This is a genomic window from Bradyrhizobium sp. A11 (assembly GCF_042077125.1).
GTDB lineage: Bacteria > Pseudomonadota > Alphaproteobacteria > Rhizobiales > Xanthobacteraceae > Bradyrhizobium > Bradyrhizobium japonicum_B.
This window is the reverse complement of record NZ_CP149509.1, coordinates 3567990-3592845: the sequence shown is the minus strand read 5'-3', so window position 1 is coordinate 3592845 and position 24856 is coordinate 3567990. Positions and strand designations below refer to the sequence as shown.

At 63.9% G+C, this 24856-nt stretch carries 21 protein-coding genes and 1 pseudogene; 12 read left to right on the top strand and 10 right to left on the bottom strand.

All coding sequences use genetic code 11. The annotated features are described in order from the left end of the window. The first annotated feature begins 18 nt into the window (after nt 1-18). The 6 genes from sufC (at nt 19) to WI560_RS16640 (ending at nt 4781) form a co-directional block, all read left to right on the top strand. Complete coding sequence (gene sufC, locus WI560_RS16665) at nt 19-771, top strand: Fe-S cluster assembly ATPase SufC (protein WP_375304070.1); 753 nt, start codon at nt 19-21, stop codon at nt 769-771. 12 nt (nt 772-783) lie between these two features. After that, on the top strand, nt 784-2088 hold the full coding sequence (gene sufD, locus WI560_RS16660) for a Fe-S cluster assembly protein SufD (RefSeq protein WP_375304069.1): 1305 nt from the start codon (nt 784-786) through the stop codon (nt 2086-2088). Next, nucleotides 2085-3332 carry a cysteine desulfurase gene (locus WI560_RS16655; RefSeq protein WP_375304068.1) on the top strand — a complete coding sequence of 416 codons (1248 nt, stop codon included), beginning with the start codon at nt 2085-2087 and terminating at the stop codon, nt 3330-3332. Before sufD ends, WI560_RS16655 begins: the two co-directional genes overlap by 4 nt. Further along, the gene (locus tag WI560_RS16650; protein ID WP_018641712.1) at nt 3329-3700 is read left to right on the top strand and encodes an SUF system Fe-S cluster assembly protein; all 372 of its coding nucleotides are present in this window, start codon (nt 3329-3331) and stop codon (nt 3698-3700) included. Before WI560_RS16655 ends, WI560_RS16650 begins: the two co-directional genes overlap by 4 nt. A 49-nt stretch (nt 3701-3749) precedes the next feature. After that, nucleotides 3750-4160 carry an iron-sulfur cluster assembly accessory protein gene (locus tag WI560_RS16645; RefSeq protein ID WP_080672183.1) on the top strand — a complete coding sequence of 137 codons (411 nt, stop codon included), beginning with the start codon at nt 3750-3752 and terminating at the stop codon, nt 4158-4160. A 207-nt stretch (nt 4161-4367) separates the two neighbouring features. Beyond that, nucleotides 4368-4781: a TfoX/Sxy family protein gene (locus WI560_RS16640; RefSeq protein WP_375304067.1), complete on the top strand. Its 414-nt coding sequence runs from the start codon at nt 4368-4370 to the stop codon at nt 4779-4781. On the opposite strand, the gene WI560_RS16635 is transcribed toward WI560_RS16640, so the two are convergent. After that, on the bottom strand, nt 4760-6646 hold the full coding sequence (locus WI560_RS16635) for a fused MFS/spermidine synthase (protein WP_375304066.1): 1887 nt from the start codon (nt 6644-6646) through the stop codon (nt 4760-4762). The genes WI560_RS16640 and WI560_RS16635 overlap by 22 nt on opposite strands. Between WI560_RS16635 and WI560_RS16630 the strand changes: the two genes are divergently transcribed. Then, nucleotides 6645-6872, top strand: coding sequence for a hypothetical protein (locus WI560_RS16630; protein ID WP_375304065.1), 228 nt, complete (start codon nt 6645-6647; stop codon nt 6870-6872). The genes WI560_RS16635 and WI560_RS16630 overlap by 2 nt on opposite strands. Nucleotides 6873-7519: 647 nt before the next feature. Here WI560_RS16630 and WI560_RS16625 read toward each other — a convergent pair. Together WI560_RS16625 and WI560_RS16620 are read right to left on the bottom strand one after the other, a co-directional pair. Next, a complete protein-coding gene (locus WI560_RS16625) occupies nt 7520-8011 on the bottom strand; it encodes a hypothetical protein (protein ID WP_375304064.1) in 492 nt (163 codons plus the stop codon). 96 nt (nt 8012-8107) lie between these two features. Then, entirely contained in the window at nt 8108-9709 is a 1602-nt protein-coding gene (locus WI560_RS16620; protein ID WP_375304063.1) for a hypothetical protein, read from the bottom strand. A 595-nt stretch (nt 9710-10304) separates the two neighbouring features. On the opposite strand from WI560_RS16620, the gene WI560_RS16615 reads away from it, so the two are divergent. Continuing rightward, the gene (locus WI560_RS16615; protein ID WP_126260615.1) at nt 10305-11117 is read left to right on the top strand and encodes a nickel-binding protein; all 813 of its coding nucleotides are present in this window, start codon (nt 10305-10307) and stop codon (nt 11115-11117) included. Between the two features lie 101 nt (nt 11118-11218). Here the strand turns inward: WI560_RS16615 and fabA are convergent, their stop codons facing one another. From fabA to WI560_RS16600, 3 genes and pseudogenes are all read right to left on the bottom strand, one after another. After that, a complete protein-coding gene (fabA, locus tag WI560_RS16610) occupies nt 11219-11749 on the bottom strand; it encodes a bifunctional 3-hydroxydecanoyl-ACP dehydratase/trans-2-decenoyl-ACP isomerase (RefSeq protein ID WP_375304062.1) in 531 nt (176 codons plus the stop codon). A gap of 194 nt (nt 11750-11943) precedes the next feature. Continuing rightward, nucleotides 11944-13010 (bottom strand): annotated as a pseudogene (locus WI560_RS16605) (GGDEF domain-containing protein). 167 nt (nt 13011-13177) lie between these two features. Continuing rightward, nucleotides 13178-14710 carry a DEAD/DEAH box helicase gene (locus WI560_RS16600; protein ID WP_375304061.1) on the bottom strand — a complete coding sequence of 511 codons (1533 nt, stop codon included), beginning with the start codon at nt 14708-14710 and terminating at the stop codon, nt 13178-13180. A gap of 461 nt (nt 14711-15171) precedes the next feature. Here WI560_RS16600 and WI560_RS16595 point away from each other — a divergent pair, with 461 nt between their 5' ends. From WI560_RS16595 to WI560_RS16580, 4 genes are all read left to right on the top strand, one after another. Continuing rightward, nucleotides 15172-16686 (top strand): caspase domain-containing protein, encoded by a 1515-nt coding sequence (locus WI560_RS16595; RefSeq protein ID WP_375304060.1) that lies wholly within the window; start codon nt 15172-15174, stop codon nt 16684-16686. A gap of 278 nt (nt 16687-16964) precedes the next feature. After that, a complete protein-coding gene (locus tag WI560_RS16590; protein ID WP_257179546.1) occupies nt 16965-17216 on the top strand; it encodes a hypothetical protein in 252 nt (83 codons plus the stop codon). A 435-nt stretch (nt 17217-17651) separates the two neighbouring features. Then, entirely contained in the window at nt 17652-18893 is a 1242-nt protein-coding gene (locus tag WI560_RS16585) for an FAD-dependent oxidoreductase (protein ID WP_375304059.1), read from the top strand. A 179-nt stretch (nt 18894-19072) separates the two neighbouring features. Continuing rightward, nucleotides 19073-19840: an outer membrane protein gene (locus WI560_RS16580; RefSeq protein WP_375304058.1), complete on the top strand. Its 768-nt coding sequence runs from the start codon at nt 19073-19075 to the stop codon at nt 19838-19840. Between the two features lie 284 nt (nt 19841-20124). Here the strand turns inward: WI560_RS16580 and WI560_RS16575 are convergent, their stop codons facing one another. From WI560_RS16575 to parE, 4 genes are all read right to left on the bottom strand, one after another. Beyond that, nucleotides 20125-20895: an SDR family NAD(P)-dependent oxidoreductase gene (locus tag WI560_RS16575; RefSeq protein WP_257179550.1), complete on the bottom strand. Its 771-nt coding sequence runs from the start codon at nt 20893-20895 to the stop codon at nt 20125-20127. Between the two features lie 21 nt (nt 20896-20916). Continuing rightward, nucleotides 20917-21102, bottom strand: a complete 186-nt coding sequence (locus WI560_RS16570) for a hypothetical protein (protein ID WP_257179551.1) — start codon at nt 21100-21102, stop codon at nt 20917-20919. A 300-nt stretch (nt 21103-21402) separates the two neighbouring features. After that, a complete protein-coding gene (locus tag WI560_RS16565) occupies nt 21403-22185 on the bottom strand; it encodes an outer membrane protein (protein ID WP_375304057.1) in 783 nt (260 codons plus the stop codon). A 442-nt stretch (nt 22186-22627) separates the two neighbouring features. Beyond that, nucleotides 22628-24670 (bottom strand): DNA topoisomerase IV subunit B, encoded by a 2043-nt coding sequence (gene parE, locus WI560_RS16560; protein WP_028136630.1) that lies wholly within the window; start codon nt 24668-24670, stop codon nt 22628-22630. Nucleotides 24671-24856 lie beyond the last annotated feature (186 nt).

Below are 24856 nucleotides of genomic sequence, written 5' to 3'. Positions count from 1 at the left end.
ATAGATGGAAACAAGACCATGGCTTTGCTTGAAGTGAAAGACCTCAAGGTTCGTGTCGAGGAGCGTGAGATCCTCCACGGGCTGACGCTGACCGTGAACGAGGGCGAGGTGCACGCGATCATGGGGCCGAACGGCTCCGGCAAGTCGACGCTCTCGCACGTCATCGCCGGCAAGCCAGGCTATGAGGTCACCGACGGCCAGATCCTGTTCAAGGGCGAGGATCTCCTGGAGATGGAGCCGAACGAGCGCGCCGCCAAGGGCGTGTTCCTGGCGTTCCAGTACCCGGTCGAAATTCCTGGCGTCGCCACCATGAACTTCCTGCGCACCGCGCTGAACGCCCAGCGCAAGGCGCGCGGCGAGGATGAATATTCGACGCCGGACTTCCTGAAGAAGGTCCGCGAAGTCTCGAAGTCGCTGAACATCCCGCAGGACATGCTCAAGCGCGGCGTCAATGTCGGCTTCTCCGGCGGCGAGAAGAAGCGCAACGAGGTGCTGCAGATGGCGCTGTTCGAGCCGAGCCTGTGCATCCTCGACGAGATGGATTCCGGCCTCGACATCGACGCGCTGCGCATTGCGGCCGACGGCGTCAACGCGCTGCGCTCGCCGAAGCGCTCGATGGTCGTCATCACCCATTATCAGCGGCTGCTGAACTACATCGTGCCTGACGTCGTGCACGTGATGTCCAGGGGCCGTGTCGTGAAGAGCGGCGGCAAGGAGCTGGCGCTGGAGCTGGAAGCGTCCGGCTACGCCCAGTTCGAGGACGCCGCGTAAGGATTGTTTGCAATGAACGTTGCTGTGGCAAAGACCGGAACGAGCCGCGCGGTGAGCGATCTCTTCACCAGCGCCGAGGGCCGGCTGCCGGGTTCGCCTGACGTGATCGCCGTGCGCCGCGACGCGTTCGAGACCTATGAGCGTCTCGGCCTGCCGCACCGCCGGATCGAGGAATGGAAATACACCGACCTGCGCGCGCTGGTCGGCGAGGTGCTGCCGCTGGCCGCCGCGCCCGATGCGGCCGCGTTGAAGCGCGCCGCGGACGCGGTGAAGGCGCATGCGATCGACGGCGCCCGCAAGCTGGTGCTGGTCGATGGCGTGTTCGCGGCCGATCTGTCCGACGTCAAGGCGCTTGCCGCCGAGGCAGGCTTCAAGACCCTGCGCGAGACGCTCGACAAGGACGCCGGCCTGCTGAAGACCGCGGCCACCGATGCGGTGATTGCGCTGAACGCGGCGATGGCGACCGACGGATTCGTGTTGTCGATCGCCGACGGCGCACAGCTGTCCGCGCCGATCCAGATCATCCACATCGCGGCCGCCGGGTCAGCGTCGGCGTTCACCCGCTCGCAGATCGTGGTCGGGAAGGGGGCTCGCGCCACTCTCGTCGAGACCTTCGTTGCGGCGGACGCCGTGGCTTACCAGGTCAACGACGCCGTGCTCGTCTCGGTCGGCGATGATGCCGACGTCGCCCACATCCGCCTGATGGACGATGCGCCTGACGCTGTTAACGTGACATCGCATTTCGTCACCATCGGCGCCAACGTGAAGTACAATTTCTTCAACATGACCACCGGCGCTGCGGTGAGCCGGTTGCAGGGCTTCATCACGCTGGCGGGCGAGGGCAGCGAGCTCTCGGCCAACGGCGTCAACCTGTTGAAGAAAACCGAGCATGGCGACACCACGCTGGTGGTCGACCACGCCGTGCCGAACTGCGTCAGCCGCGAGATCTTCCGCGCCGTGATCGACGACCGCGGCCACTCGGTGTTCCAGGGCCGCATCATCGTCCGTCCCGACGCGCAGAAGACCGACGGCAAGATGATGACCCGTGCGCTGCTGCTCTCGGACGAGGCCGAGGCGGACAACAAGCCCGAGCTCGAGATCTTTGCCGACGACGTCTCCTGCGGCCACGGCGCCACCGCCGGCGCGCTCGACGACAGCCTGCTGTTCTATCTGAAGGCGCGCGGGCTGCCGGAGAAGCAGGCCCAGGCGCTGCTGATCCAGGCTTTCGTCGGCGAGGCGGTCGAGCAGATCGCCGACGAGGCCTTGCGCGAGCATGTGATCGGTATCGCCGAGCGCTGGCTGGAGCGGCGCCAATGAGCACGCATCCCGCGGTCAGGAACGGCGCCTACGACGTCGCGCGCGTGCGCCAGGACTTTCCGGCGCTTGCGATGCAGGTCTACGGCAAGCCGCTCGTGTATCTCGACAACGCCGCCTCGGCGCAGAAGCCGAGCGCCGTGCTCGAGCGCATGACGCAGGCCTATACGAGCGAATACGCCAACGTGCATCGCGGCCTGCATTACCTCGCGAACGCGGCGACCGAAGCCTATGAGGGCGGCCGCACCAAGGTGGCGCAGTTCATCAATGCACCGCGACCTGAGGAAGTGATCTTCACCCGCAACGCGACGGAGGCGATCAACCTGGTCGCGTCGTCCTGGGGCGGGCCGAACATCGGCGAAGGCGACGAGATCGTCATCTCGATCATGGAGCACCATTCCAACATCGTGCCCTGGCATTTCCTCAGGGAGCGCCAGGGCGCGGTGATCAAGTGGGCGCCGGTCGACGACGAAGGCAACTTCCTGATCGAGGAATTCGAGAAGCTGCTCACCGCCAAGACCAAGCTGGTCGCGATCACCCAGATGTCGAACGCGCTCGGCACCATCGTGCCGGTCAAGGACGTCGTCAGGATCGCCCACGCCCGCGGCATTCCCGTGCTGGTCGACGGCAGCCAGGGCGCGGTGCATCTGCCGATCGACGTCCAGGACATCGGCTGCGACTTCTACGTCTTCACCGGCCACAAGGTGTACGGGCCGACCGGCATCGGCGTGCTCTGGGCCAAGTACGACCACCTCGTCGCGATGCGCCCCTTCAACGGCGGCGGCGAGATGATCCGCGAAGTCTCGCGCGATGTCGTCACCTATGGCGATCCCCCGCACAAGTTCGAGGCGGGCACGCCGGCGATCGTCGAGGCCGTCGGCCTTGGTGCCGCCATCGACTACGTCAACTCGATCGGCAAGGAACGCATCGCCGCGTACGAGGCCGATCTCACCGCCTACGCCCAGGATCGCCTGCGCGAGATCAACTCGCTGCGCCTGATCGGCACGGCGAGGGGCAAGGGCCCGGTGATCTCCTTCGAGCTCAAGGGCGCGCACGCCCACGACGTCGCCACCGTGATCGACCGCCAGGGCATCGCGGTGCGTGCCGGCACCCATTGCGTGATGCCGCTTTTAGAGCGGTTCAACGTGACGGCCACCTGCCGGGCCTCGTTCGGCATGTATAATACGCGGGAAGAAGTCGATCATCTGGCACAGGCGCTGTTGAAGGCGCGGGATTTGTTCGCATGAGTGACACGGCCGAAATCAAAGCCAATCCGATGGAGACCCATTCGGCGCTGCCGCCGGAGGAGACCGAGCGGCTGACCCGCGAGATCATCGCCGGGCTCAAGACCGTGTTCGACCCGGAAATTCCCGCCGACATCTACGAGCTCGGCCTGATCTACAAGGTCGAGATCAAGGACGACCGCTCCGTCGACGTGCAGATGACGCTGACGACGCCGAACTGCCCCGCCGCCGGCGAGCTGCCGACCATGGTCGAGAACGCGGTGGCCAGCGTTCCCGGCGTCGGCGTGGTCGACGTCAAGGTGGTCTGGGAGCCGCCGTGGTCGCCCGAGCGCATGAGCGACGAGGCCCGGCTCGTCCTCAACATGTGGTGACGCGCACCACCGGCATTGAATTCGCTCCGCAACGGACCAGATAGACAAGATGACCCAGATTTCGTCAGGTTCGACCCCAGCATCCACTCCGAAGCCGCGGCGTCCGCGCCCGCAGGTGATGCGGCTGACGGATGCGGCCGCCCAGCGCATCACCGAGCTGACCCAGCGTGCGGATTCCGAGATCGTCGGCTTGCGCGTCGGCGTGAAGAACGGCGGCTGCGCCGGCCAGTCCTACACGGTCGAATATGCCCACGAGATCCGGCCGACCGACGAGGTCGTCGAGGACAAGGGCGTCAAGATCCTGGTCGACCCCAAGGCCGTGCTGTTCCTGCTCGGCACCGAGATGGACTACAGGGCCGACAAGATGCAGGCCCAGTTCGTCTTCAACAACCCCAACCAGATCTCCGCCTGCGGCTGCGGCGAGTCGGTCGAGCTGCGGCCGGCCAAGATCGACGGGTAGCCCGAATCGCGCCAAGCCCTCCGTTGTCGTCCCCGCGAAGGCTGGGACCCATACCGCGTGATCTATCGGTGTCGGCGGTGTTCGTACCGACACTGGCATGACGAACAGTCTTCGCTAAACTTCTCCCTGTGGAAATCGCGACGAGCGCGAAGCGCTCGCGCTGGGATCCCCGCGTTCGCGGGGACGACTCCGGGAGAGTGTTGGGCCATGGACCGCGAATTCCTGATCGACCTGTTCGCCGATTTCGGCCCCGTCACCATCCGCAAGATGTTTTCAGGCTTCGGCATCTCCGCCGACGGCATCAACTTCGCCTTGTCCTTGCGCGCCGGCCTGTTCTTCCGCGCCGACGAGGTGACCATCCCGGACTTCGAGGCCGAAGGCTCAAAGCCGTTTCAGTATTCGACCCGCGCCAAGACCGTGGTGGTCAACTCTTACTGGGAGCTGCCGGCGCGGCTGTTCGACGATTCCGAGGAATTCGTGCAATGGGCGAGGGCGGCACTCGCGGCCGCCCAGCGCGCCAAGGTGAAGAAGCGGCCGAAGGGGAAGAGGGTGGCGAGGAAGGTCGCGGCGAAGAAGTCCATAGCGCCGCGGAGGCAGGCTCACTCCAAACCGAGAAAGTAGCGCCACTCGGTGCCCATGTTGTTGTCGGTCACGAGGGTTTGGCCGGTGGTCGCCTCCAGCAGCTGCGGACATGGTTCGATCGTGGAACCATCCTGACGAAAGTCGGCGATCAGGGCGTCGAGCCGAGCGCGGTCAGCGTCATCGGAAGAAAATTCGGGTTTGCCGTCAATGCGGTAGGTTTCGAGCGTTCGTCGCCAGCGATCATGATCCCACGCGATCGGGGTCTGCGACACCACCATATGGTTCAAGAACCGGGCGCCGTAGGAAAATGCGGTGCAGCCTGTGCGCTGAGCGCGCCGCGAATTGGTGGTGTTGTAGAAGAAAATTCCACCGGGCTTGAGGTGTTGCTGCACAAGGCCAAGGAATTCCGACGACAGCAGATTGGTGGCGTTGGCGCGGAAATGCCACGTCGTATTGGAGACGACCGCATCGAAACGGGCGTCGGGATGGTGGCGGAGCCAACGGCGTCCGTCGTCCTCGACGATCCTGATCTTGGGATTGCTCAGGATCGACCTGACATCGTCGTGCTTTGCGATCAGCTCGAGATATCCGCGATTGATCTCGACGATCGTGAGCGATTCCACGTCTGGATTGTGGGCGATGACCTGGGCCCATGAACCGGACGAGAGACCGATCATCAGCACCTGCCGTGGTGCGGGGTGGAAGAGACTCAGCGCGTACGGCCGGATGATGCCATTGCGGTCGGACTTCAGATCCGTGTTGAAGCGGCCGTCATACATGCCGTTGCCAAAGACGGTGCCGTCGTTGTCGACGGTGATGATGCCGCTACGATTCTCGACAATCTGCGCGAAGTCGTGGTCGGCGAGCGTCTTCGCCTGCAGATTTTCCAGCAGCCGTTGGCTCAACAAGGCGCTTGCGCCGAGGCCGAAGACGAGAACCGCAATGGCAAGATAACCAAGACGATTTCGCTCCTGCCTTGGGGCAAGCGCAATCAATGCAAATGCGGCCATCGTGCCGCCGACGAGCAGCATCGCCGCGATCTGCCTGATTCCAAGATACTCCGTCAGCACGAAGCCCGTAAGGATCGCCCCGCTGGCGCAGCCAGCGATGTTGGCGAAATAAAGCAGCGCTGTCCGCTGGCCGATTCGTTCGTCGGTCGCGATACCAAACTGCGAAAGATAGGGGAGCAGCGCACCCCATTGCCGCGCGATCAGGTAGGTGATCGCGACGGCGATGCCGATCGCGCCGGCGCCGACCCAGGCCAATTGCGTCATCAACGGAAGGAATATGGCGGCGAACAAATTGGCCCAGATCAGATCGCTCGCGGCTTGGCGCAAGGCATCCTGCGGCGCGAGCGTCCTGCAGGACTGTCCGGCCTTTCGCGCGCCGACCGCGATACCTGTCAGGAAAGCATAGAGCGTTATCGCAAATGCCAGCGAGCTCGATCCCGAGGCAAACGACATCACGCGGAACAGGTAGATCTCGTAGGACAACGAGATGAATCCACCCGCCATCGCGAGCAGGACGACGACACCCATGCCAAGGATCGGCTGGGTGTCCGGAGCCTTGGTCGACGTTCGAGACTCCGGCGCCGCGCCGGGACCAGAGAGGATGTGCGCCGCGATCGCACCGGCGCCGACCACGAGATTGATTCCAGCCGCGATCGTGATCGCCTCATGCATGCCGAGAAAAGGGAAAATCAGGGTGGCGCATACGAGGCACGCGGCAGCGGCGCCGAGCGTATTGACAAAATAGAGTGTGCCGACGGCGTCGCCGATCTCGCCGGTCATACGTGCCAGATACGAGACCAGGATCGGCAGCGTTGCGCCCATCAGAAGGGTCGGCAGCAGCACCAGGACGAGGTTGATGGCGGCAAGGGCGGGCAGCGGCAGGTCTGCGACCATGGCGCCCACCTTCTCGAAGATCTGGAGCGAGGCCAATCCAAATGCGGCGGTCGCAAGCTCGATCACCCCGAGCAGCAACAACGGCTTGACGTTGGTGCGTCGGGATATCCAGCCGCCGCACAGGCTGCCAAGCCCGAGCCCGAGCATGAAGGCGGTCACGATGATCGTGACTGATTCCGAATTGACGCCGAAGATCCGGAACAGGCTTCGTTGCCAGGTCAGTTGATAGATCAGCGCCGGGAAGCCGGAAAAGAAGAAGAGGATGCAGAGGACGCGGACACGGGACGCAGCGAATCTCTGCCCTGGCGCATCCGCAGGCAACTCGACGGCCGTCATATCAATGGATCCATTTTCCCACGCCCACGCAACCTGCTGGAGAAAAGGTAATCAAAGGTTGCGGGTGGTCGGCTGAACGAGGCTGGATCAACGGCCCAATCCGGCAACTCAGTGCGCAGGGTTAAGCCATGGTGAACAGCGGATCGGGACGCCCGACTTATGACCTGTGCCGGAATTCCATCGAGGCACCGAAGGTCAGCTCCTGGGCCGTAGCTGACGTACACGGCGATGCCCGCTGAGGGCCGCTTATGACCCAAAGCTGATCTTCTGAGCGGTCGTGGCTAGACCGCTTGTGACCCATAGAGCGAGATCGAAGCACAACTGCTTAAGGTCACCGACGTTGCATTGGCCGGCTAGGGAAGCGAGAGAAATTCCTGCAGTCGGTCGGACCGCACTGGAACGATCCTATTACAAGAACCCATCGCGAGAACTTCAGGAGGTACGATGCAGAGTAGGCCATTCCGCTGGTTCAGCCGGGATGATGCGTAATGAAGCGAGCTGTTATTCTCCTGAACGAAAAAGCCGACTTCGGCTAAGTCATAAGCCAAGCGCGATTTCGGCCCACTTCAACATGCGGTCACTGTTCAGAAAGGCCAGCACAGCCGGCTCAAGTGACGCGGGCGCGCCCGGTCCGGTCAAGGCCGTCGCGGCCACCATGTCGCACCGTTGATTGAAGGCGAGTGAGAGCGCGCCGCCGCTCCTTCCGTCGACGCGATAGGCCCGGCTGCGCCCACGCATCGGACCGACGACGATCTCTCGTCCGGCTCCGACCGGCGTCGTCTTGCCAATCAGCGCCAGGTCACCCATTTGCTCGAGGTCGCCATCGTTGGCCACCCCGGTGGCACAATTGCAAAAGCCGAGCTTCGCGCGAACGTAGAGCTGGACCTCGCTCCCGCAATCCTCGGCCTTGCAGCGGAACGCTTTACCCTTTCCCCAGGGATCTATCCCGAAAGGCCAATTGGTTTCTGTCCACACCGGCCGGACCTCGCCGGACGCAGTTGCGCGAGGCGCTTCGCTGGATTTCAACATCCAGACCGTCGCGGCTGCGCAAAGTAGTGCTGTGGCTGAGCTAACCGAGACGAATTTTCTTGTCAGGCGCATGGAAGCTGATCGCGGCGAATGTTGTTAATTCTGGGCCATGAACTTTCGTGCGGCCGCCAGGTCCTCCCGCGATGTGTCGCCATCGCGCGCCATCTCCACGACTTTCCGGTAGTACTGACGTGCTTTCACCGCATCCCCCGCTTTCTCTGCGGCGCGAGCGGCGCCGACCGTCGCACCAAAGCGGTTCGGTTCCTTGCGCATGGTGCTTTCGAAAGCGACCAGTGCCTCCGTGGCCATGCCACGATCGAGCAGCATGGTCCCATAAAGCTCGCGTGCCGGGGCAAGCGGCCCAGGCGTCACGATGGATTTTTCGGTCTTGTCTTCGGCTTCCGCAGCAAGCCGCATCACCTCCAACGCTTCGGAATGTTTTCCCTGGGCGTTGAGCTGCCAGGCCGTGGCGACCTGCCGCTGAATGTCGACGATCTCAGTCCAATAGTTGTCCTTGTCTTGCTGCAGCTTGTCCCGCAACTCTGCGAGCTTGGCGATGTCCGCCGTTGCGGCGTCTGCATTGCCGGAGCGCGCCGCGCCAAGAGCGCGGGCGAAATAAGTGATCGCATCGACATAGGCAAACCGGCTCGGCTCAACCTTCAGCGCGGCAGCGCCCTGCCAATCGCCACGCTCGACCATGTAGCGCGCTTGGCTTGCCGCGATAGCGTAGGGCCCCGCGCGAACGGAAGGGGCATAGCCCGTGGTCGTGACCATGTCCGCGATAATGTCTCGGGCCCGGCTGTCCTGCGCAAGCTGGAGCAGAGCGTATACCATATAGTCGTCCGCATGCAGCTGCTCGCTTGGGTCCTTGCCCTCCTTGGCAGCTTTGGCGGAACGGCTATTGGCCTCTATGGATTCCTTCCAGTAGCCAACGCGGGTAAAGATGTGCGACGGCATGTGCAAGGCGTGCGGCGCCGCCGGCGCGATTTCGGAATAACGCTTGGCGGCGTCCAGGCCTTGCTCCGCGATCGCCGGATAGTCGTAGAGGTGGATCAGGTAGTGCGCGACACCCGGATGTCGCGGCTGACGCTTGAAGATTGGCTCCAGGATGGCAGCGCCCTTGAGCTGGTTGGCATAGGTCTTGTCGTTTGGTGATGCCGTGACATTAAGCGTGATAGCATAGGCGATCTGCGCCTCGTCATCATCGGGATAGCGCGCGGCGACCGCTTCGGTTGCCTTGAGATAGGCCTGTGCGCGCTGGCCAAACGTCGTCTTTTCGTCGCCCGAATAGAAGGCCAGGAGCGCATCGATATAGTCGCGCTCGCGTTCACTCTTGGCGCCGAGTGCCTTTGCCTTTTGCAGTGCTGCAAGGCCCGCGGCGAGATTTTCTTTCGGCGCGGGAAAATGCGGATTGTACAGCAGGCTGAGGGCAATGCCCCAGTAAGCGATCGCGCATTCCGGATCAGCCAGCAACGTCTCCTCGAAAATCTCTTTGGATGGCCGATACCAGAACGAGTGCTGGTAGCGCATCCCGCGATCGAAACGCCGCTGCGCCACCTCGTTGCATGTGGTCTGGAAGTGAACCTTGCCAAACTGCTCGTCGGTCGCGTCCTGCGCTCGCACTACAGGCGTGACCGAGATCGAAATTAAAGTAGCAAGGGCGAGAAGAGAGACGGTTCTCAAGGCGAGTGCACGCATCGGCCCCTCCGGTCTACTCAGATGATTTGGCGGGCGGCGCCAGAAGCGGGGGCGCCGAGGCCTAAAGTAATAAAATCGGCAACGGCAATTCGGGCTACTGGAAGGATTTGCCCATTCGCGGCGCGAGTCAACAAAAAGCGATGGGGTCTCGTTAGGTAAGCAGGCTTGTCTGACCTTCATACGCTGCGGGTGAAATCGCCGGATTCGCACTTCGCTCATCGCGGCCACTGATCTGTCACCAGAGGAAGCCGCTTCATCTTGCCACGCACCGCGACGATGCCCAGCCAGTCCGGACCAAAGGAGCGGCGGCCTAGCGCAAATCCTCTGCGCTACCCTTGGGTGGGCTGCCTGTTTGGCCTCCGAATACGATACAGCGGCAGCTGGTCGAAATAGCGGCTTGTGGCCCATCGCCTCCGATGGCGAAGTGCCGCTGCATGTCGGTTCACAGGAGCAGACCGGAAGTTTGCAGCCGGGCGCTAGTGCGGTGGCTTCTGACCCGGAGCTGACATCAGGACGCAGGGATTGGCCTTTCGGGAACTTCAAGCTTAGTGCAGACTTCAGGCCATATTTCGAAGAATTGGATAGGGTGCTGCCGATGCCAATTTTCCTTGATCGACACGATCTCTCGGGGCTGACCGCCGCCGATATCGCCGAGGCGCATCGCAAAGATTTGGAAGTGCAAGATCGATACGGCGTTCGTTTTCTAACGTACTGGTTTGATGAATCGCGCGGTACGGGCTTCTGTCTCATTGACGCACCGGATATCCGAACGGCGATGAGGGTTCATGACGAAGCTCACGGCGACGTAGCGAAAGATGTCATCGAAGTGGACCTCTCGGCGGTCCAGGCGTTTCTGGGGAGGGTGTCCGACCCGGCCCCTAGCGGCGCGGCAGACGATGTCAAATTCGATTCGGCGCTGCGAGCTATCATGTTCACCGACATCGTTGGCTCTACCAGCATGACGGAGCGTCTTGGCGATGCCCGTTCAGTGGAGATGGTTCGGGCTCATGACGCGCTGGTGCGCCGGGCCTTGAAGGACGAGGGCGGGCATGTGGTGAAGCACACCGGCGATGGTATCATGGCATCCTTTGCCGACGCCTCTGCCTCCGTGCAATGCGCCCGCGCCATCCAGCGCGCATTTGAAGCCTTCAATCTGGCGAGCAAGGAGAAGCTTCAGGTGCGAATTGGCATCGATGTCGGCGAGCCGATTGCTGACAGCAACGACCTGTTCGGTGCGACCGTTCAATTGGCCGCTCGTTTGTGTCAGTTGGCCGACCCCGATGCCATTCTCGTGTCAAAGGCTGTACAGGATTGCATCCGAGATCGTGTGCAAGTGTCAAGCTTGGGTGCCCACCATCTCAAAGGCTTTCAGCAGCCCATTGATGCATACGGAATCGAATGGCGTTAATTGTCGCGACGACTGGCGACGTCTGCGTTTGGCCCGTCGCGACCTCTGCTATTGGGGCGTGAGCAGACATCAGCGGCCAGCGGCTTGATGGGTACCGGGGGCTAGTCCGCGGCCTTGGTCAGGCCGACGCGCATATCCTTCGCCACGAAGACAGACGCGCCGTCGGCCAGCACGCGCCCGTCGGCGATTCCGAGCACCAGCTTGCCGCGCCGGACCATGCGCATCGCGACCTCGTAGCGAACGCGTTTCGTGTCGGGTGTCACCGTGCCGGTGCACTCCACCTCGCCGACGCCGATGGCGCGGCCTTTGCCCGGTGAGCCCGACCAGCCGAGCCAATAGCCGATCATCTGCCACATGGCGTCGAGCCCCAGGGTGGGCGGCATCATCGCGTCGCCGCGATAGTGGCAATCGAAGAACCAATGGCTTGGCGTGATGTCGAGCTCGCCGACGATATGGCCCTTGCCGAACGCGCCGCCGTCCATGCTGATCTCCGTGATGCGATCCATCATCAGCATCGGCGGTGCCGGCAATTGCGCATTGCCCGGGCCGAAATAGCCGCCTTCGCTCGATCTCAGCAGATCGTCCCGGCTGTAGGAGGGTTGCGGTGTGTGGAAGTCATGGGGATTGAACATGACGACAAGTCCCTTTGCGAGCTCGGGTGCAGGCGGCCAAGGCACAGTCATGTCAGATGTTTGTTCTAGCTGGAACAAAGTCAAGCGGCGGTGCCGTAGGGCGGGCAAAGCGGAGCGTGCCCACGGACTATACGTGGGCACGGCGCTTTGCGCCTTTGCCAACCCTACGGCACCCTGCGGCAGTTGATGGAGATCTACGCCACGCGGCTGTGCGACTCGACCGCGTATTCCGGATCCGCCTCGCAGATCACGCGGTTGCGGCCGTTGCGCTTGGCGGCGTAGAGGCAGGCATCGGCGCGCTCGATCAGCGCGTCGGTGTCGTCGCTCGGCTTGAGCATGGAGACGCCGACGGAGATGGTGACGCGGCCGAGGATCTCGCCGGTGGACTTCTTCTTCAATTCCTTCGCCATCACCGCGCGGCGGATGTGGTCGGCCACCGTGAGGGCCTGCCGCAGCGCGGTGTTGGGCAGCACGACCGCGAACTCCTCGCCGCCATAGCGCGCGGTGATGTCCTGGCCCTTGATGGTCTGCTTCAGTGACAGGCCGACGAGCCGCAGCACCTGGTCGCCGGTGAGATGGCCGTAGGAATCATTGAACGACTTGAAGTGGTCGATGTCGAACAGCAGCAGCGACAGCGGCTCGCCCGAGGCGAGCGCGCTCTGCACCGCCATGTCGATCATGCGGTCGAAATATTTGCGGTTGCCAAGCCCGGTGAGAGGATCGGTCAGGCTTTCGGCGCGGATCGCCTCCAGGCTCTGCTGGAGATTGCTGATCTCGTTCTTCGACAGCGCCAGGCGGTCTTCCAGCGCCTTGTTGGTCTCGCGCATCTCGCTGGTCGAGCGCAGCAGCGTTTCGACGATCGTCTTGATCTGGTCGCGGCTCTCGGCGACGACAGCTTCGCGGCCGCGCCGGACAGGGTGGTATCGTAGGACCCGGTCATGCCGAGGGCGTCGCTCAAGACCTTCATCACGTCGTCGATCTCGCCGATGACGCGCGCCCCGACCTTGTCGATGCGGTCGGTGGTCTTGATGTGGGAGAGATAGGTCTCGTAGATCTGCTCGAGGTCGGCCTCGGTCAGCTTGCCGCTGCGCGCCAGCGTCTCGTTGACGATCTTGTTGAGCGGAGCGTTGTAGCCGGTCGCGTAAACGTACCAGATCTCGTAATTGCGGGGAATCGCCGTCTGCCGAAGCGATCGGATCTGACCGAGCGCAACTTCGGCGAACGCCATCGTGCGTTCGTGTTCGTCGAGCACCTTGACCACAGAACATACCCCACAGCGGTCGGAGCGCCGGCGACCGCAGCAATGCTTAAATTATGTTCGTAGGCTAACGGACGATCGTGAACGCCCCGTAAATATACGTTCACGAAGCATCTAAAAACGTGTGCTTCCTGTTTCCGCAACTGAAACCTGGAGCGCGCTCCCGCGCTTCAGGCGCCGGCGGGAGACGAACGCACGGGCCGGAGCAAGAACGCCGGCAGGTGCGAATGATCGCCGGGCTCGGTATCGGCCTCGCGCTGGCGGCGCGGTTCGGGACGGCCGATCGACGGCACATGCGCATTGTTGGCCTGCTGGCGCGCGCCGCGACGCGGCTCGCCGGCGGGCTTCTCGTCGGCCCGATGCCTTGCTTCGGCGGGCTGCCTCGTCTCGGACGAATGCCTCGCTTCAGAATGCCTTGCTTCAGAGGAATGCCTTGCCTCGCTACGCGCCTCGCGCGGCTCGTGGCTGCGCTCACGGTCGCGGCCGCGCTGCGGCTTGCCGCGTCCGCCGCGTGAACGTTCGCGGCTACGCGCCTCGCGCGGACGCTCGGACCCGTCGGAGGATTCGGCCTGGACTTCGTAGTCGCCTTCGGCGCGCGGAATGCTCTGGCCGATCAGTTTCTCGATGGCCACCATCGACTTCTGGTCGAGCGGCGTCACGATCGAGATCGCGGTGCCGGTGCGGCCGGCGCGGCCGGTACGGCCGATGCGGTGGACGTAATCGTCGGCGTGATGGGGGACGTCGAAATTGAAGACGTGGCTGACCTCGGGAATGTCGAGGCCGCGGGCGGCGACGTCGGAGGCGACCAGCAACGGCAGCTCGCCCTTGCGGAATTGCTCGAGTGCGGCCGTGCGGGCCGACTGATCCATATCGCCGTGCAGCGCGCCGACGCTGAAACCGTGCTTCTGCAGCGATTTGTGAACGACCGCGACCTCGCGCTTGCGATTGCAGAAGATGATCGCGTTCTTGAGGTCCTTGGCCTCGCGCAGCAGGCGGCGCAGCAGCTCGCGCTTCTCGTGCGCCTCGCGGCCGGCAGGCACCTGGACCTGCGTGACGGTGACGGCGGTGGTGGCGGGCTTGGAGACCTCGACCTTCTGCGGATTGTGCAGGAAGGTTTCGGTGATGCGCCGGATCTCCGGCGGCATGGTCGCGGTGAAGAAGAGGGTCTGGCGTGTGAACGGGACCAGCTTGCAGACGCGCTCGATGTCGGGGATGAAGCCCATGTCCAACATGCGGTCGGCTTCGTCGATGACGAGCAGCTCGACGCCGGTGAGCAGGAGGCCGCCGCGCTCGGTGTGGTCGAGCAGGCGGCCGGGGGTTGCGATCAGCACGTCGACGCCGCGCGTCAGCTTGGCATCCTGGTCGCCGAAGGAAACGCCGCCGATCAGCAGGGCGACGTTCAGTTTCTGCCCGGCGCCGTAGCGGTCGAAGTTCTCCTTGACCTGGGCCGCGAGCTCGCGGGTCGGCTCGAGGATCAGGGTGCGGGGCATACGTGCCCGGGCGCGCCCTTTTTCGAGGATGGTGAGCATCGGCAGCACGAAGGCCGCGGTCTTGCCGGTGCCGGTCTGGGCGATGCCGAGCACGTCCTTGCGTGCGAGGACGTGGGGGATCGCCTGTTCCTGGATGGGGGTCGGGGTGGTGTAACCGGTGGCCGCCACTGCGGCGAGGACTTTTTCGGACAGTCCGAGATTTGAAAAGGACATTGAGCCTCTGGTCGAAACCGCCGTTCGGAATCGAGGGTGATAAGGCTGTCGCGTTCCACCCCGAAACGGCGCGCTCTCAAAGAAGCTGGGGGTGCTGACTCACGCGAACGAAGCGCAACGCTCAGGAATCGCTCTTCGATCTGAGCCGCGTTGCCACGGAACATAGGCGGGAATCGGCCAAAGTCAATGGAGCAGGCGCGGGAAGGCCCTAAAAAACCTGAGGTTTTTGCCCAAATCTCGGGCGCGGCTAGGGTTTTTCGGCCGACGCATTGACCGAGCGGGCCCCGGCGCGGCGGCTAACGCCGATCCGTGCCCCCAGCGCCCGGAAGTCGCCGGGGGCCATGCCATGGGCCCTTGAACCGTCGTTACGCCTGTGCCGACTATCCCTCAGCGGCAGGGGGTCCAATGAACTGCCGTTCGAAGGAAGCGGCCTCTCCGCCGTTCTGCAACGGGAAATTGCGATGACGCGTCGGCTTTTCAGAATTCTGGCGACCCTTGGCCTCGCGGCGGGCCTGAGCGGCTTTGCGCTTCCGGCTTTTGCCGAGAAGCGGGTCGCGCTGGTCGTCGGCAACAACGATTACAGGAACGTGCCGAAGCTGCTCAAGGCGGTCAACGACGCCCGCACCATGGGCGACACGCTGAAGCAGCTCGGCTTCTCGGTGATGGTCGCGGAGAACCAGAGCCGGCAGCAATTCTCCGAGACGCTGCTCGCCTTCGACAAGGCGATCGAGCCCGGCGATACCGCGTTCTTCTTCTACGCCGGCCACGGCTTCGAGATCGCGGGCCAGAACTACCTGCTGCCGACCGACGTGCCGGCGGCGACGGAAGGGCAGGAGGAGCTGGTGCGTGACTCCGCGATCCTTGCCGATCGCATCGTCGAGCGCCTGCAGAACAAGAAGGCGCGGACCTCGATCCTGGTGTTCGACGCCTGCCGCAACAACCCGTTCGAGCGCAAGGGCACCCGCGCGGTTGCCGGCGCCGGCGGGCTCGCGCCGATGACGCAATTGCCCGAAGGCGTGTTCTCGGTGTTCTCGGCCGGTCCCCGCCAGACTGCGCTCGATCGTCTGTCCAATGACGACACCAATCCCAATTCGGTGTTCACGCGCACCTTCGCCAAGGAGCTGCTCCAGCCCGGCGAGAACCTCGTGCAGGTGGCGCAGCGCACCCGCCGCGCCGTCAGCGAGTTGGCCGATACCGTGAAGCACAGGCAGGTGCCGGTCTATTTCGATCAGATGGTCGACGATGTCTTCCTGAGCGGCATGGCGAAGGACGCCGCCGCGCGGCCGGCCGATCCGGCGCCGCAGAAGCTCGCTGCGCTGCCGCCGGTGTCGGTGCCGCAGCTGCCGAAGGAGGAGACCCTCAACGCGCCGATCGCGAGCTTCTCGCGGCACAATGGCGGCTGGAGCGTGGTGTTCTCGTTCGCCGACCCGACGCTCGGCATTTCCTGGCGCATGGCCGGCAAGGGCGATTTCCGCGAGACCGGATTCATCGACACGCTCGATCCGCGCACCCGCAAGCGGATGCCGAATCCCTCGATCGAATTGCCTGGGGATGCGCAAGCCGGCACCATCGAGGTCCGCTATGTCGACCAGTCCGGCGACATGCAGGGGCCGTTCCCGATCCGGTTCGATCCCGAGGCTGCCCTGATCCGCGACCAGCGCAAGATCCTCGACATGACGTCGACGAGCTGGCTCTCGTTCCGCGATTTCAACGGTCTCCTGGTCTACTACACGCACCTCGTGTCCTACCGCTGCGCCATCCGCGAGGTGCGCATCGGCATCGACACCGCCGTGCCCAACCAGGTGCTGAAGATGCCGCCCTGCGACATGCGCGATCCCAGCGCCATCACCGCCGGCATGCCGCTCTACATGAAGCTCGCCCCGAGCACGCAGTCAGTCTCCGTTGAGCTGACTTATCGCGACGGCAGCGTGTCCGAGATCAAGAGTTTTCGCAGCGCCAACCGCAGCAACAATTGAGGGCGATTGTCGGCGGATAGGTTGTGATGCTCGGAAGTGGAACAACTTCCGGGCGACCTGGATTGTCCCGCAAACCAGGGAGACGATCCATGATCCGCAAGTCCATCCTCGTGACCATTGCTTGTGCGGCACTTTCGACCGCGACCTTCGCTCAGGGAGGTGGCGGCGGCGGAGGAGGAGGGGGAGCAGGCGGCGGTGCGAGTGGCGGTGCCAGTGCCGGTGCTGCTGCGGGAACGGGGACTGGCGGGGCCGGATCCGCGGCGAGTTCGGGCGCCGGAATGGGCACATCCTCCAGCAGCGCCAATTCGGGGCCGTCGGCGCCTTCCGGCATGGGAACGCAGGGCACCACGACCGGGGCAAACGTCAACACCAACAGGAGCCAGAACAATCCGAACGTGCAGCCGCCGACCGCAAACGGCACCTCGCCATCGGCCGCGCAAGCCGAACGGAACGCGGGTGTCGGTCATGCGCCGAACGGCTTGCCGATCGGCAGCCCGGGCACCGGGACCAGCAATGAAGATCAGAAATAGGCTGGCTGCTGTCCAGGATAGGCCCGCGTGGTGCGGGCCTGTCTGGTGCCGCGCACGTGGCGCCCGAAGTGGCGCCCGGCGGCCCTGACGCGAACGGCTGCCGCAGGCAAAGCTAGATCCGCGGCTCGTTCTCTTCCGCACCGCGGGCTCGGCGCGTGCGCAGATAGACCAGCGCGATGTTGATGGTCAGCCAGGCTGCCACCCCTGCAAGCAACCATGCCACGTTGAACGTTTCCCTCGGATGCCCGTGTCGGGTCGTATCTCCTGATAACAACAGGGGGCGCGGCTTATTCCCGGGATCGGACGGGCCGGCACGATCCGAGCTGCCGGCCCGTGCTGGCATCGCGCATCCAGATTTCAAGCTCCGCTCGATCGGAATCGGCGTTACATTGCCGGCCATATCTGATCGATCTCACATCGCGAATCCTGGCTGCAATGACATCCGGCCAATCATCGAACCGGACGAAACAAGTCCGCTGCTGCATCGTCGGCGGCGGACCTGCGGGCATGATGCTCGGCTATCTCCTGGGGCGGGCCGGCATCGCGGTCGTGGTGCTGGAGAAGCATGCGGATTTCTTCCGCGATTTTCGCGGCGACACCGTGCACCCCTCGACGCTTCAAGTGATGGACGAGCTCGGCCTCATCGACGGCTTCCTGAAGCTGCCGCATCAGCGCCTGCAAAAGATGGACGGCCTGTTCGGCGGCACGCCGGTGCGCATCGCCGATCTTTCGCGGCTGCGCACCAAATACCCCTTCATCGCTTTCATGCCGCAATGGGACTTCCTGAACTTCCTGCGCGAGGCCGGCCGCCGCTTTGCCTCGCTCGAGGTGATGATGAGCACCGAGGCGGTCGATCTGATCCGCCGCGGCGAGACCATCGCCGGCGTGCGTGCGAAGACGCCAGACGGCCTCATCGACATCGAAGCCGATCTCACCATCGCCTGCGACGGCCGGCATTCGACCGTGCGCGAGCGCGCGGGCCTCGCGGTCGAGGAGATCGGCGCGCCGATGGACGTGCTGTGGTTCCGCGCCGGCCGCAACGCCGAGGAGACGGAAAACGTGTTCGCGCGCGTCGAGCCCGGCAAGATGATGATCACCTTCGATCGCGGCGATTATTGGCAATGCGCCTACGTCATCGCCAAGGGACAGCACCAGGCGGTGAAGGCGAGGGGGCTGCAAGCGCTGCTCGACGACGTCGTGCGCATGGCCCCGGTCCTCAAGGCAGGCATTGCCGACGTGAAGAGCTTCGACGACGTCAAGCTGCTGACTGTCGCGATCAACCGGCTGCCGCGCTGGACGCAGCCGGGCCTGCTTTGCATCGGCGATGCCGCGCATGCGATGTCGCCGGTCGGCGGCGTCGGCGTCAATCTTGCCGTGCAGGACGCGGTCGCGACCGCCAACCTGCTGGCGGACCAGCTGCAGCGCGGCTGCCCGTCCGAGGACAAGCTCGATGCCGTCAGGCGCCGCCGCGAGTTCCCGGTGAAGATGACGCAGCGCATGCAGGTGCTCGTGCAGAACAACATCATCAGCGGCGCCCTGCGGAGCGGCGACCGGCCGCTGAAGGTGCCGCTGATCGTGCGCCTCATCACCGCGCTGCCATGGCTCCAGGGCATTCCGGCGCGCCTGCTGGCGCTCGGCGTGCGGCCCGAGCACGTGCATTCGAAGGCCGCGCCCTAGCGCAACACATCGGTAGGGATAACATCGCGTTAAATCGCACCTCGGGCGTTGCAGGTCTGCAACAGCGCGGGCGGAATTGCGGACCTGCGCGGCCCCGCGCGCCACGTTAACTCTGTTGATTCCAATTTTAGTAACGCCCGTCTGTGACCGTGCGCCCATCAAAGGACACGGGGTGTACCATGCGTAACAAGTTGATTGCCGCCTTCGCCTGCACGACCGCTCTGGTTTCGACCGGCGCTGCTTCCGCCGCCGATCTCGGCGCGCGCTACAACAAGGCGCCCGCCTATGTGGAGCCGCTGTTCAACTGGACCGGCTTCTATGTCGGCGGCCACATCGGCGGTGCATGGACCAACGAGCAGTTCATCAACAACGGGATCGGCGCGCCGTTCGGCGACCTCGTCCCGGGCCAGGGCTATCGTCAGCGCAGCGCGGGGGTCATGGGCGGCGCCCAGATCGGCTACAACTGGCAGGCCAACAATTACGTGTTCGGCATGGAAGGCACGATCTCCGGCCTCGACAACCACGGTTCGTTCACGAACACCGCGTTCGGTGCCGGGGACGACGTGTTCTCCTGGCGCGCCAACGTGCTCGCGACCATCGTCGGCCGCGCTGGCTTCGCCGTGCAGAACAACCTGTTCTACATTAGAGGCGGCTATGCCGGCGTGAACAACCGTCTCTCTGTCACCGACACCACCGGTGTGGCGACGGGCTCGGGCGGACAGACCCATTGGCACAACGGCTGGACCATCGGCGCCGGCTGGGAATACGGCGTCACCCGCAACTGGATCGTGGGTCTCGAATACAACTACGCCGCCTTCGGCAGCCAGACCTATCAGCTCGGCGGGACGGCGGGGAACTACACCTTCGACACCAAGCCGCGCGACATCCAGTGGGCCGTCGTGCGCGCAAGCTACAAGTTCGACGCCCCGACCATCGCCCGTTACTGAGCACGTCGACGACGCAACGCGACCAACGATCAAGAAAAGCACTGCCAAATTCAAAAGCCCCGGCTTGGTCCGGGGCTTTCTTTTTTGCGTGGTGAAAGACATTCCTTGCGTGGAGAGAAACGTCAATCTCACAGACCCTTGCGTGATCCGAATGCCGTCACGGTCGGCGTCAGTTACAAGTTCGGCGGCCCCGTGATGGCGAAGTACTGATCGCGGCAGGCATTAGATTCAAGAGCCCCGGCAGGGATGCCGGGGCTTTTTTCATGCGTCGCGTCGCGCGCGCCTCAGGCCATCACCGAGAAGCCGCCATCGACGGGGATCGCGGTGCCCGTGACGAAGTTCGATGCGGGCGATGCCAGGAACACGGCGATGCCTGAGAAGTCGTCGATGTCGCCCCAGCGTCCCGCCGGCGTGCGCGCCAGGACCCGCTCGTGCAATCCCGACACCTGCTGTCGCGCGCCGCGGGTGAGGTCGGTATCGATCCAGCCCGGCAGGATCGCATTGACCTGGATGTTGTCGGGCGCCCAGGCATTGGCGCAGGCGCGCGTGTACTGCACGATGCCGCCCTTGCTCGCCGCATAGGCGGTGGCGAAGCTCGCGCCGAAGATCGACATCATCGAGCCGATGTTGATCACCTTGCCGTTGCCGGACGCCTTTAGGTGCGGATAGGCGAGCTTCGAGCACAGGAAGGCGCTGGTGAGGTTGGTTTCGATCACCTTGTTCCACTCGTCGAGCTCGAGCTCGTGCGGCGGCTTGCGAATGCTCATGCCGGCGTTGTTGACGAGGATGTCGATGCGGCCGAGATCCTTCAGCACGCGGGCAATCATGGCTTCGATCGCGGCCCTGTCGGTGACGTCGGTCGCAACCGCGATCGCCTTGATGCCGCGCCGGCCGAGATCCTCGACGGCTGCCTTGGATTTCGCCTCGTTGCGCCCGACCACGGCGATGTCGGCGCCTGCATCGGCAAGACCGCGCGCCATGCCGAGGCCGATGCCGCCATTGCCTCCTGTGACGATCGCGACCTTGCCGCGGAGATCGAACCGGCTGGATGTCATGCTTTCATGTCCTGATTTGTTCTATTGGTTGCTCTGCCAGATCAGCACCAGCCCGAAGCCGGCCATGGCGGCGCCATAGCCGGCCCATTGCAGCTGGCTGACCATGAAGCTCGATTTCGGCCAGGGGACGGTGCCGGTGCCCTGGCCGATCCAGAGCAGCCCGATGGCGGTTGCAAACAGGCCTGCGACAAGCAGAAATCTGCGCATGCGTTCCTCCATCGATCCGCTTCTGTCGCGACTCGCGGCGTGAAGGATCTGCTGCGGCCTCGAAAGCTTGGGCGCACAGTAACCGCAGCTCTGGTTTGGACACAATGGCGTGCCGGCCCGAGCCGTCGCGGACCGCATGTCGTAGTGCGCGGGGCAGTGCGATCACCGACGCCGCATGGGCGGCGATGGTGGCCCAGTTCCCTTTGTGTGGTCGCCGAGGGCGAGCAGCGCCTGCCGACACTCCATAACGAAAAAGCCCCGGACGATGCCGGGGCTTTGACGTCTGAACTTGCGTTCGGATCAGTACTTGGCGACGACCGGACCGGTCCAGTTGAAGCGGTAGACCAGCGAGGTCGAGATCGTCTGGTTCCAGTGGGTGGCGCGAATGTCGCGGCCGACCAGCGTGTTGGTCACATCGAACAGCTCGTTCTGAGTCTTGCCGTTGTAGAAGGCCGAACGATACTCGGTCTTCATGAACCAGCCGGGCGAGGTGATGCCGAAGAAGTTCAGGCTGTTCTCGACGCCGCCACCGATGAACCAGCCGTGACGGTCGTAACCGTCGAGATGGATACCGGCCGGAGTGCCGGCGAGGTTGGTGAAGTTGGTACGGCCGAAATGCGCGCCCGAGTAACCGCCGTTGACGTAGGAGAGAACGTTCGGCGCGACCAGCCAACCGAGGCGCACACCAGCAGCCCACGAGGTTTCCAGCTTCTGAGAGCCGGTGAGGCCAGCGATCGGGTCCTGGATGGTGCCCTTGATGCTGCCGAACTGACCGTCAGCGAACACACCGGCAACCCAGGTGCCGCTGAACTGCCAGTCATAACCGGCACCGACGGTGCCGAACCAGCCCGAGCCGCCCTGGCGCTGATCGATCGTCAGCGGAACGGCGCCGACCGTGGTCTGAACATGCTGATCGGTGTTCGAGAGACCGCCGCCGCCGCCGCCGAAGACGTAGAAACCGGTCCAGTTGGCGACGGGCGCCGGCATCGGGGCTTTTGCGTAGGGACGGGCGCCGAGGTCGGCAGCCGAGGCCGAACCGGTCATCGCGGCAACCGCGGTCAGTGCGAGCAAAATCTTCTTCATGTCAAAATCCCCAACCTTGGTCTGTCGTAACAGGCGCGAGCGCACTGAAGTTCGTTTCATCTGATGACCTGGACTATAGACGTTTCCCGCCGAAATGCTGTTGCCGGGCAGGCACAGTCGCCCGAAAACGCCGGGAGCGCCCATTTGGGGCCTGAAGTGCCAAAATCAGCAATAAGTATGGAAATTCAATAGCTTGCGAAAATTATCGTGCGACCAATTCGGGTAGGGTTTCGTTAGGAAATTCGGCCTTCTCCGAGATCGATGCCGTGCCGCCACGGTCCGACCACCGCGAGTCGGTGGCCGAATCGCAGCCACCGCGCCGGGAATCGCCCGACGCGAGGCGACGGTAGGCCGGTATACCCTGCAAAGAACGAGGCCGCCCCAAACGAAGAGCCCCGGCGTCTGGCCGGGGCTCTTGAGCGGAGTACGACGTTGCAGGCGCTCAGACGTCCAGCAGCTCTTCGCTGGCAAATTCAGCCTTGTCCGAGATGAAGGCAAAGCGCGCCTCAGCCTTGGTGCCCATCAGGCGCTCCACCGAATCGGCGGTGGTATCACGGTCGTCGGGCAGCAGGACCACCTTGAGCAGGGTCCGCTTGGCCGGATCCATGGTGGTTTCCTTGAGCTGCGCCGGCATCATCTCGCCGAGGCCTTTGAAGCGGTTCACCTCGACCTTGGCGTTGGCGTTGAAGACGGTCTTGATCAGCTCGTCCTTGTGCTTGTCGTCGCGCGCGTAGACCGACTTCGTGCCGTGGGTCAGCTTGTAGAGCGGCGGCACCGCGAGGAAGAGATGTCCTTCGTCGATCAGCTTCGGCATCTGCCGGTAGAAGAAGGTGATCAAGAGCGAAGCGATGTGCGCGCCGTCGACGTCGGCGTCGGTCATGATGATGATGCGCTGGTAGCGCAGATCCTCTTCGCGATATTGCAGCAGCTGGCCGCAGCCGATGGCCTGCACGAGATCGGAGAGCTGTGCGTTGGCCGTCAGCTTGTCCTTGCCGGCGGACGCGACGTTGAGGATTTTTCCGCGCAATGGCAGCACCGCTTGCGTCTTGCGGTCGCGCGCCTGCTTGGCGCTGCCACCGGCCGAGTCGCCTTCGACGATAAAGAGCTCGGAGCCTTCGGTGCCGGCGTCGGTGCAGTCGGCGAGCTTGCCGGGCAGGCGCAGCTTCTTGCCGGCGGTCTTGCGCGCGGTTTCCTTTTCCTGGCGGCGCCGCAGCCGCTCCTCGGCACGGTCGATCACGAAGTCGAGCAGCCGGTTGGCCATGTTCGGATTGCCCGACAGCCAATGGTCGAACGGATCCTTCATGGCCTGTTCGACGATGCGCTGTGCTTCGGCGGTGGCGAGACGGTCCTTGGTCTGGCCTTGGAATTCGGGCTCGCGGACGAACACGGACAGCATCACGGCCGCGCCCACCATCACGTCTTCAGACGTGATGGACGAGGCGCGCTTGCCCTGGCCGACGCGCTCGGCGTGATCCTTCAGGCCGCGGAGCAGCGCGCTGCGCAGGCCGGATTCGTGCGTGCCGCCATCGGGCGTCGGGACGGTGTTGGTGTACGATGAGAGGAAGCCGTCCGCATCCGCGGTCCACGCCACCGCCCATTCGCAGGCGCCATGCGCGCCGTTGCGGCCCGACTTGCCAGAGAAGATGTCGGGATGCACCAGCGTGTCGGCGTGGATCGCCGCCGCCAGATAATCCTTGAGGCCGCCAGGGAAATGGAACGTGGCTTCCGCCGGCACGTCCTCGACGCCCTTGAGCAGCTCGGGCGCGCAGTTCCAGCGGATCTCGACGCCGCCGAACAGATAGGCCTTGGAGCGCGTCATCTTGAACAGGCGCTGCGGCTTGAATGCGGCCTTGGGCCCGAAGATGTCGGTGTCGGGCTTGAAGCGCACGCGCGTGCCGCGGCGGTTGTTGACCTTGCCGAGGTCCTCGAGCTTACCCTTGGGATGGCCGCGCTCGAAAATCATGCGGTGCAGTTTCTGGCCGCGCGCGACCTCGACCTCGAGCCGCGAGGAGAGGGCGTTCACCACGGAGATGCCGACGCCGTGCAGACCGCCAGAGGTCTCATAGACCTTGCTGTCGAACTTGCCGCCCGAATGCAGCGTGCACATGATCACTTCGAGCGCCGACTTCTTCGGGAACTTCGGATGCGGATCGATCGGGATGCCGCGGCCGTTGTCGGTGACGGTCAGGAACCCATCCGCACTCAGCTCGACTCCGATGAAGGTCGCATGTCCGGCCAGTGCCTCGTCCATCGAGTTGTCGATGACCTCGGCGAACAGATGATGCAATGCTTTCTCATCGGTGCCGCCGATATACATGCCCGGCCGGCGCCGCACCGGTTCCAGGCCTTCGAGCACCTCGATGTCGGCGGCGGTGTAGTCGGCTTCGCCGCCGCTTCCGCGCGGCGCCGGCCTGGCGGCGCGGGGCTTCGGCTCGTCGCCGCCGAAAAAGTCGTCGTTTGCTTTGGGTTTCAACTGCTTGGACATATATCTTGATGCGTCTTGAGGGCCGCATAAGCGGCGAATCGATTTGGCCGACTATGCCACTTCTGACCGGGAAAGGTTATCGCAGGGGCGGGCCGGGCAGTGTGTTGAGAGCCAATCCCGACGATTTTACGCCGCAGGCCATCCATTCCCGGCAATTTGACGGTTCGCCAGGCGTCTTGTGGGGCT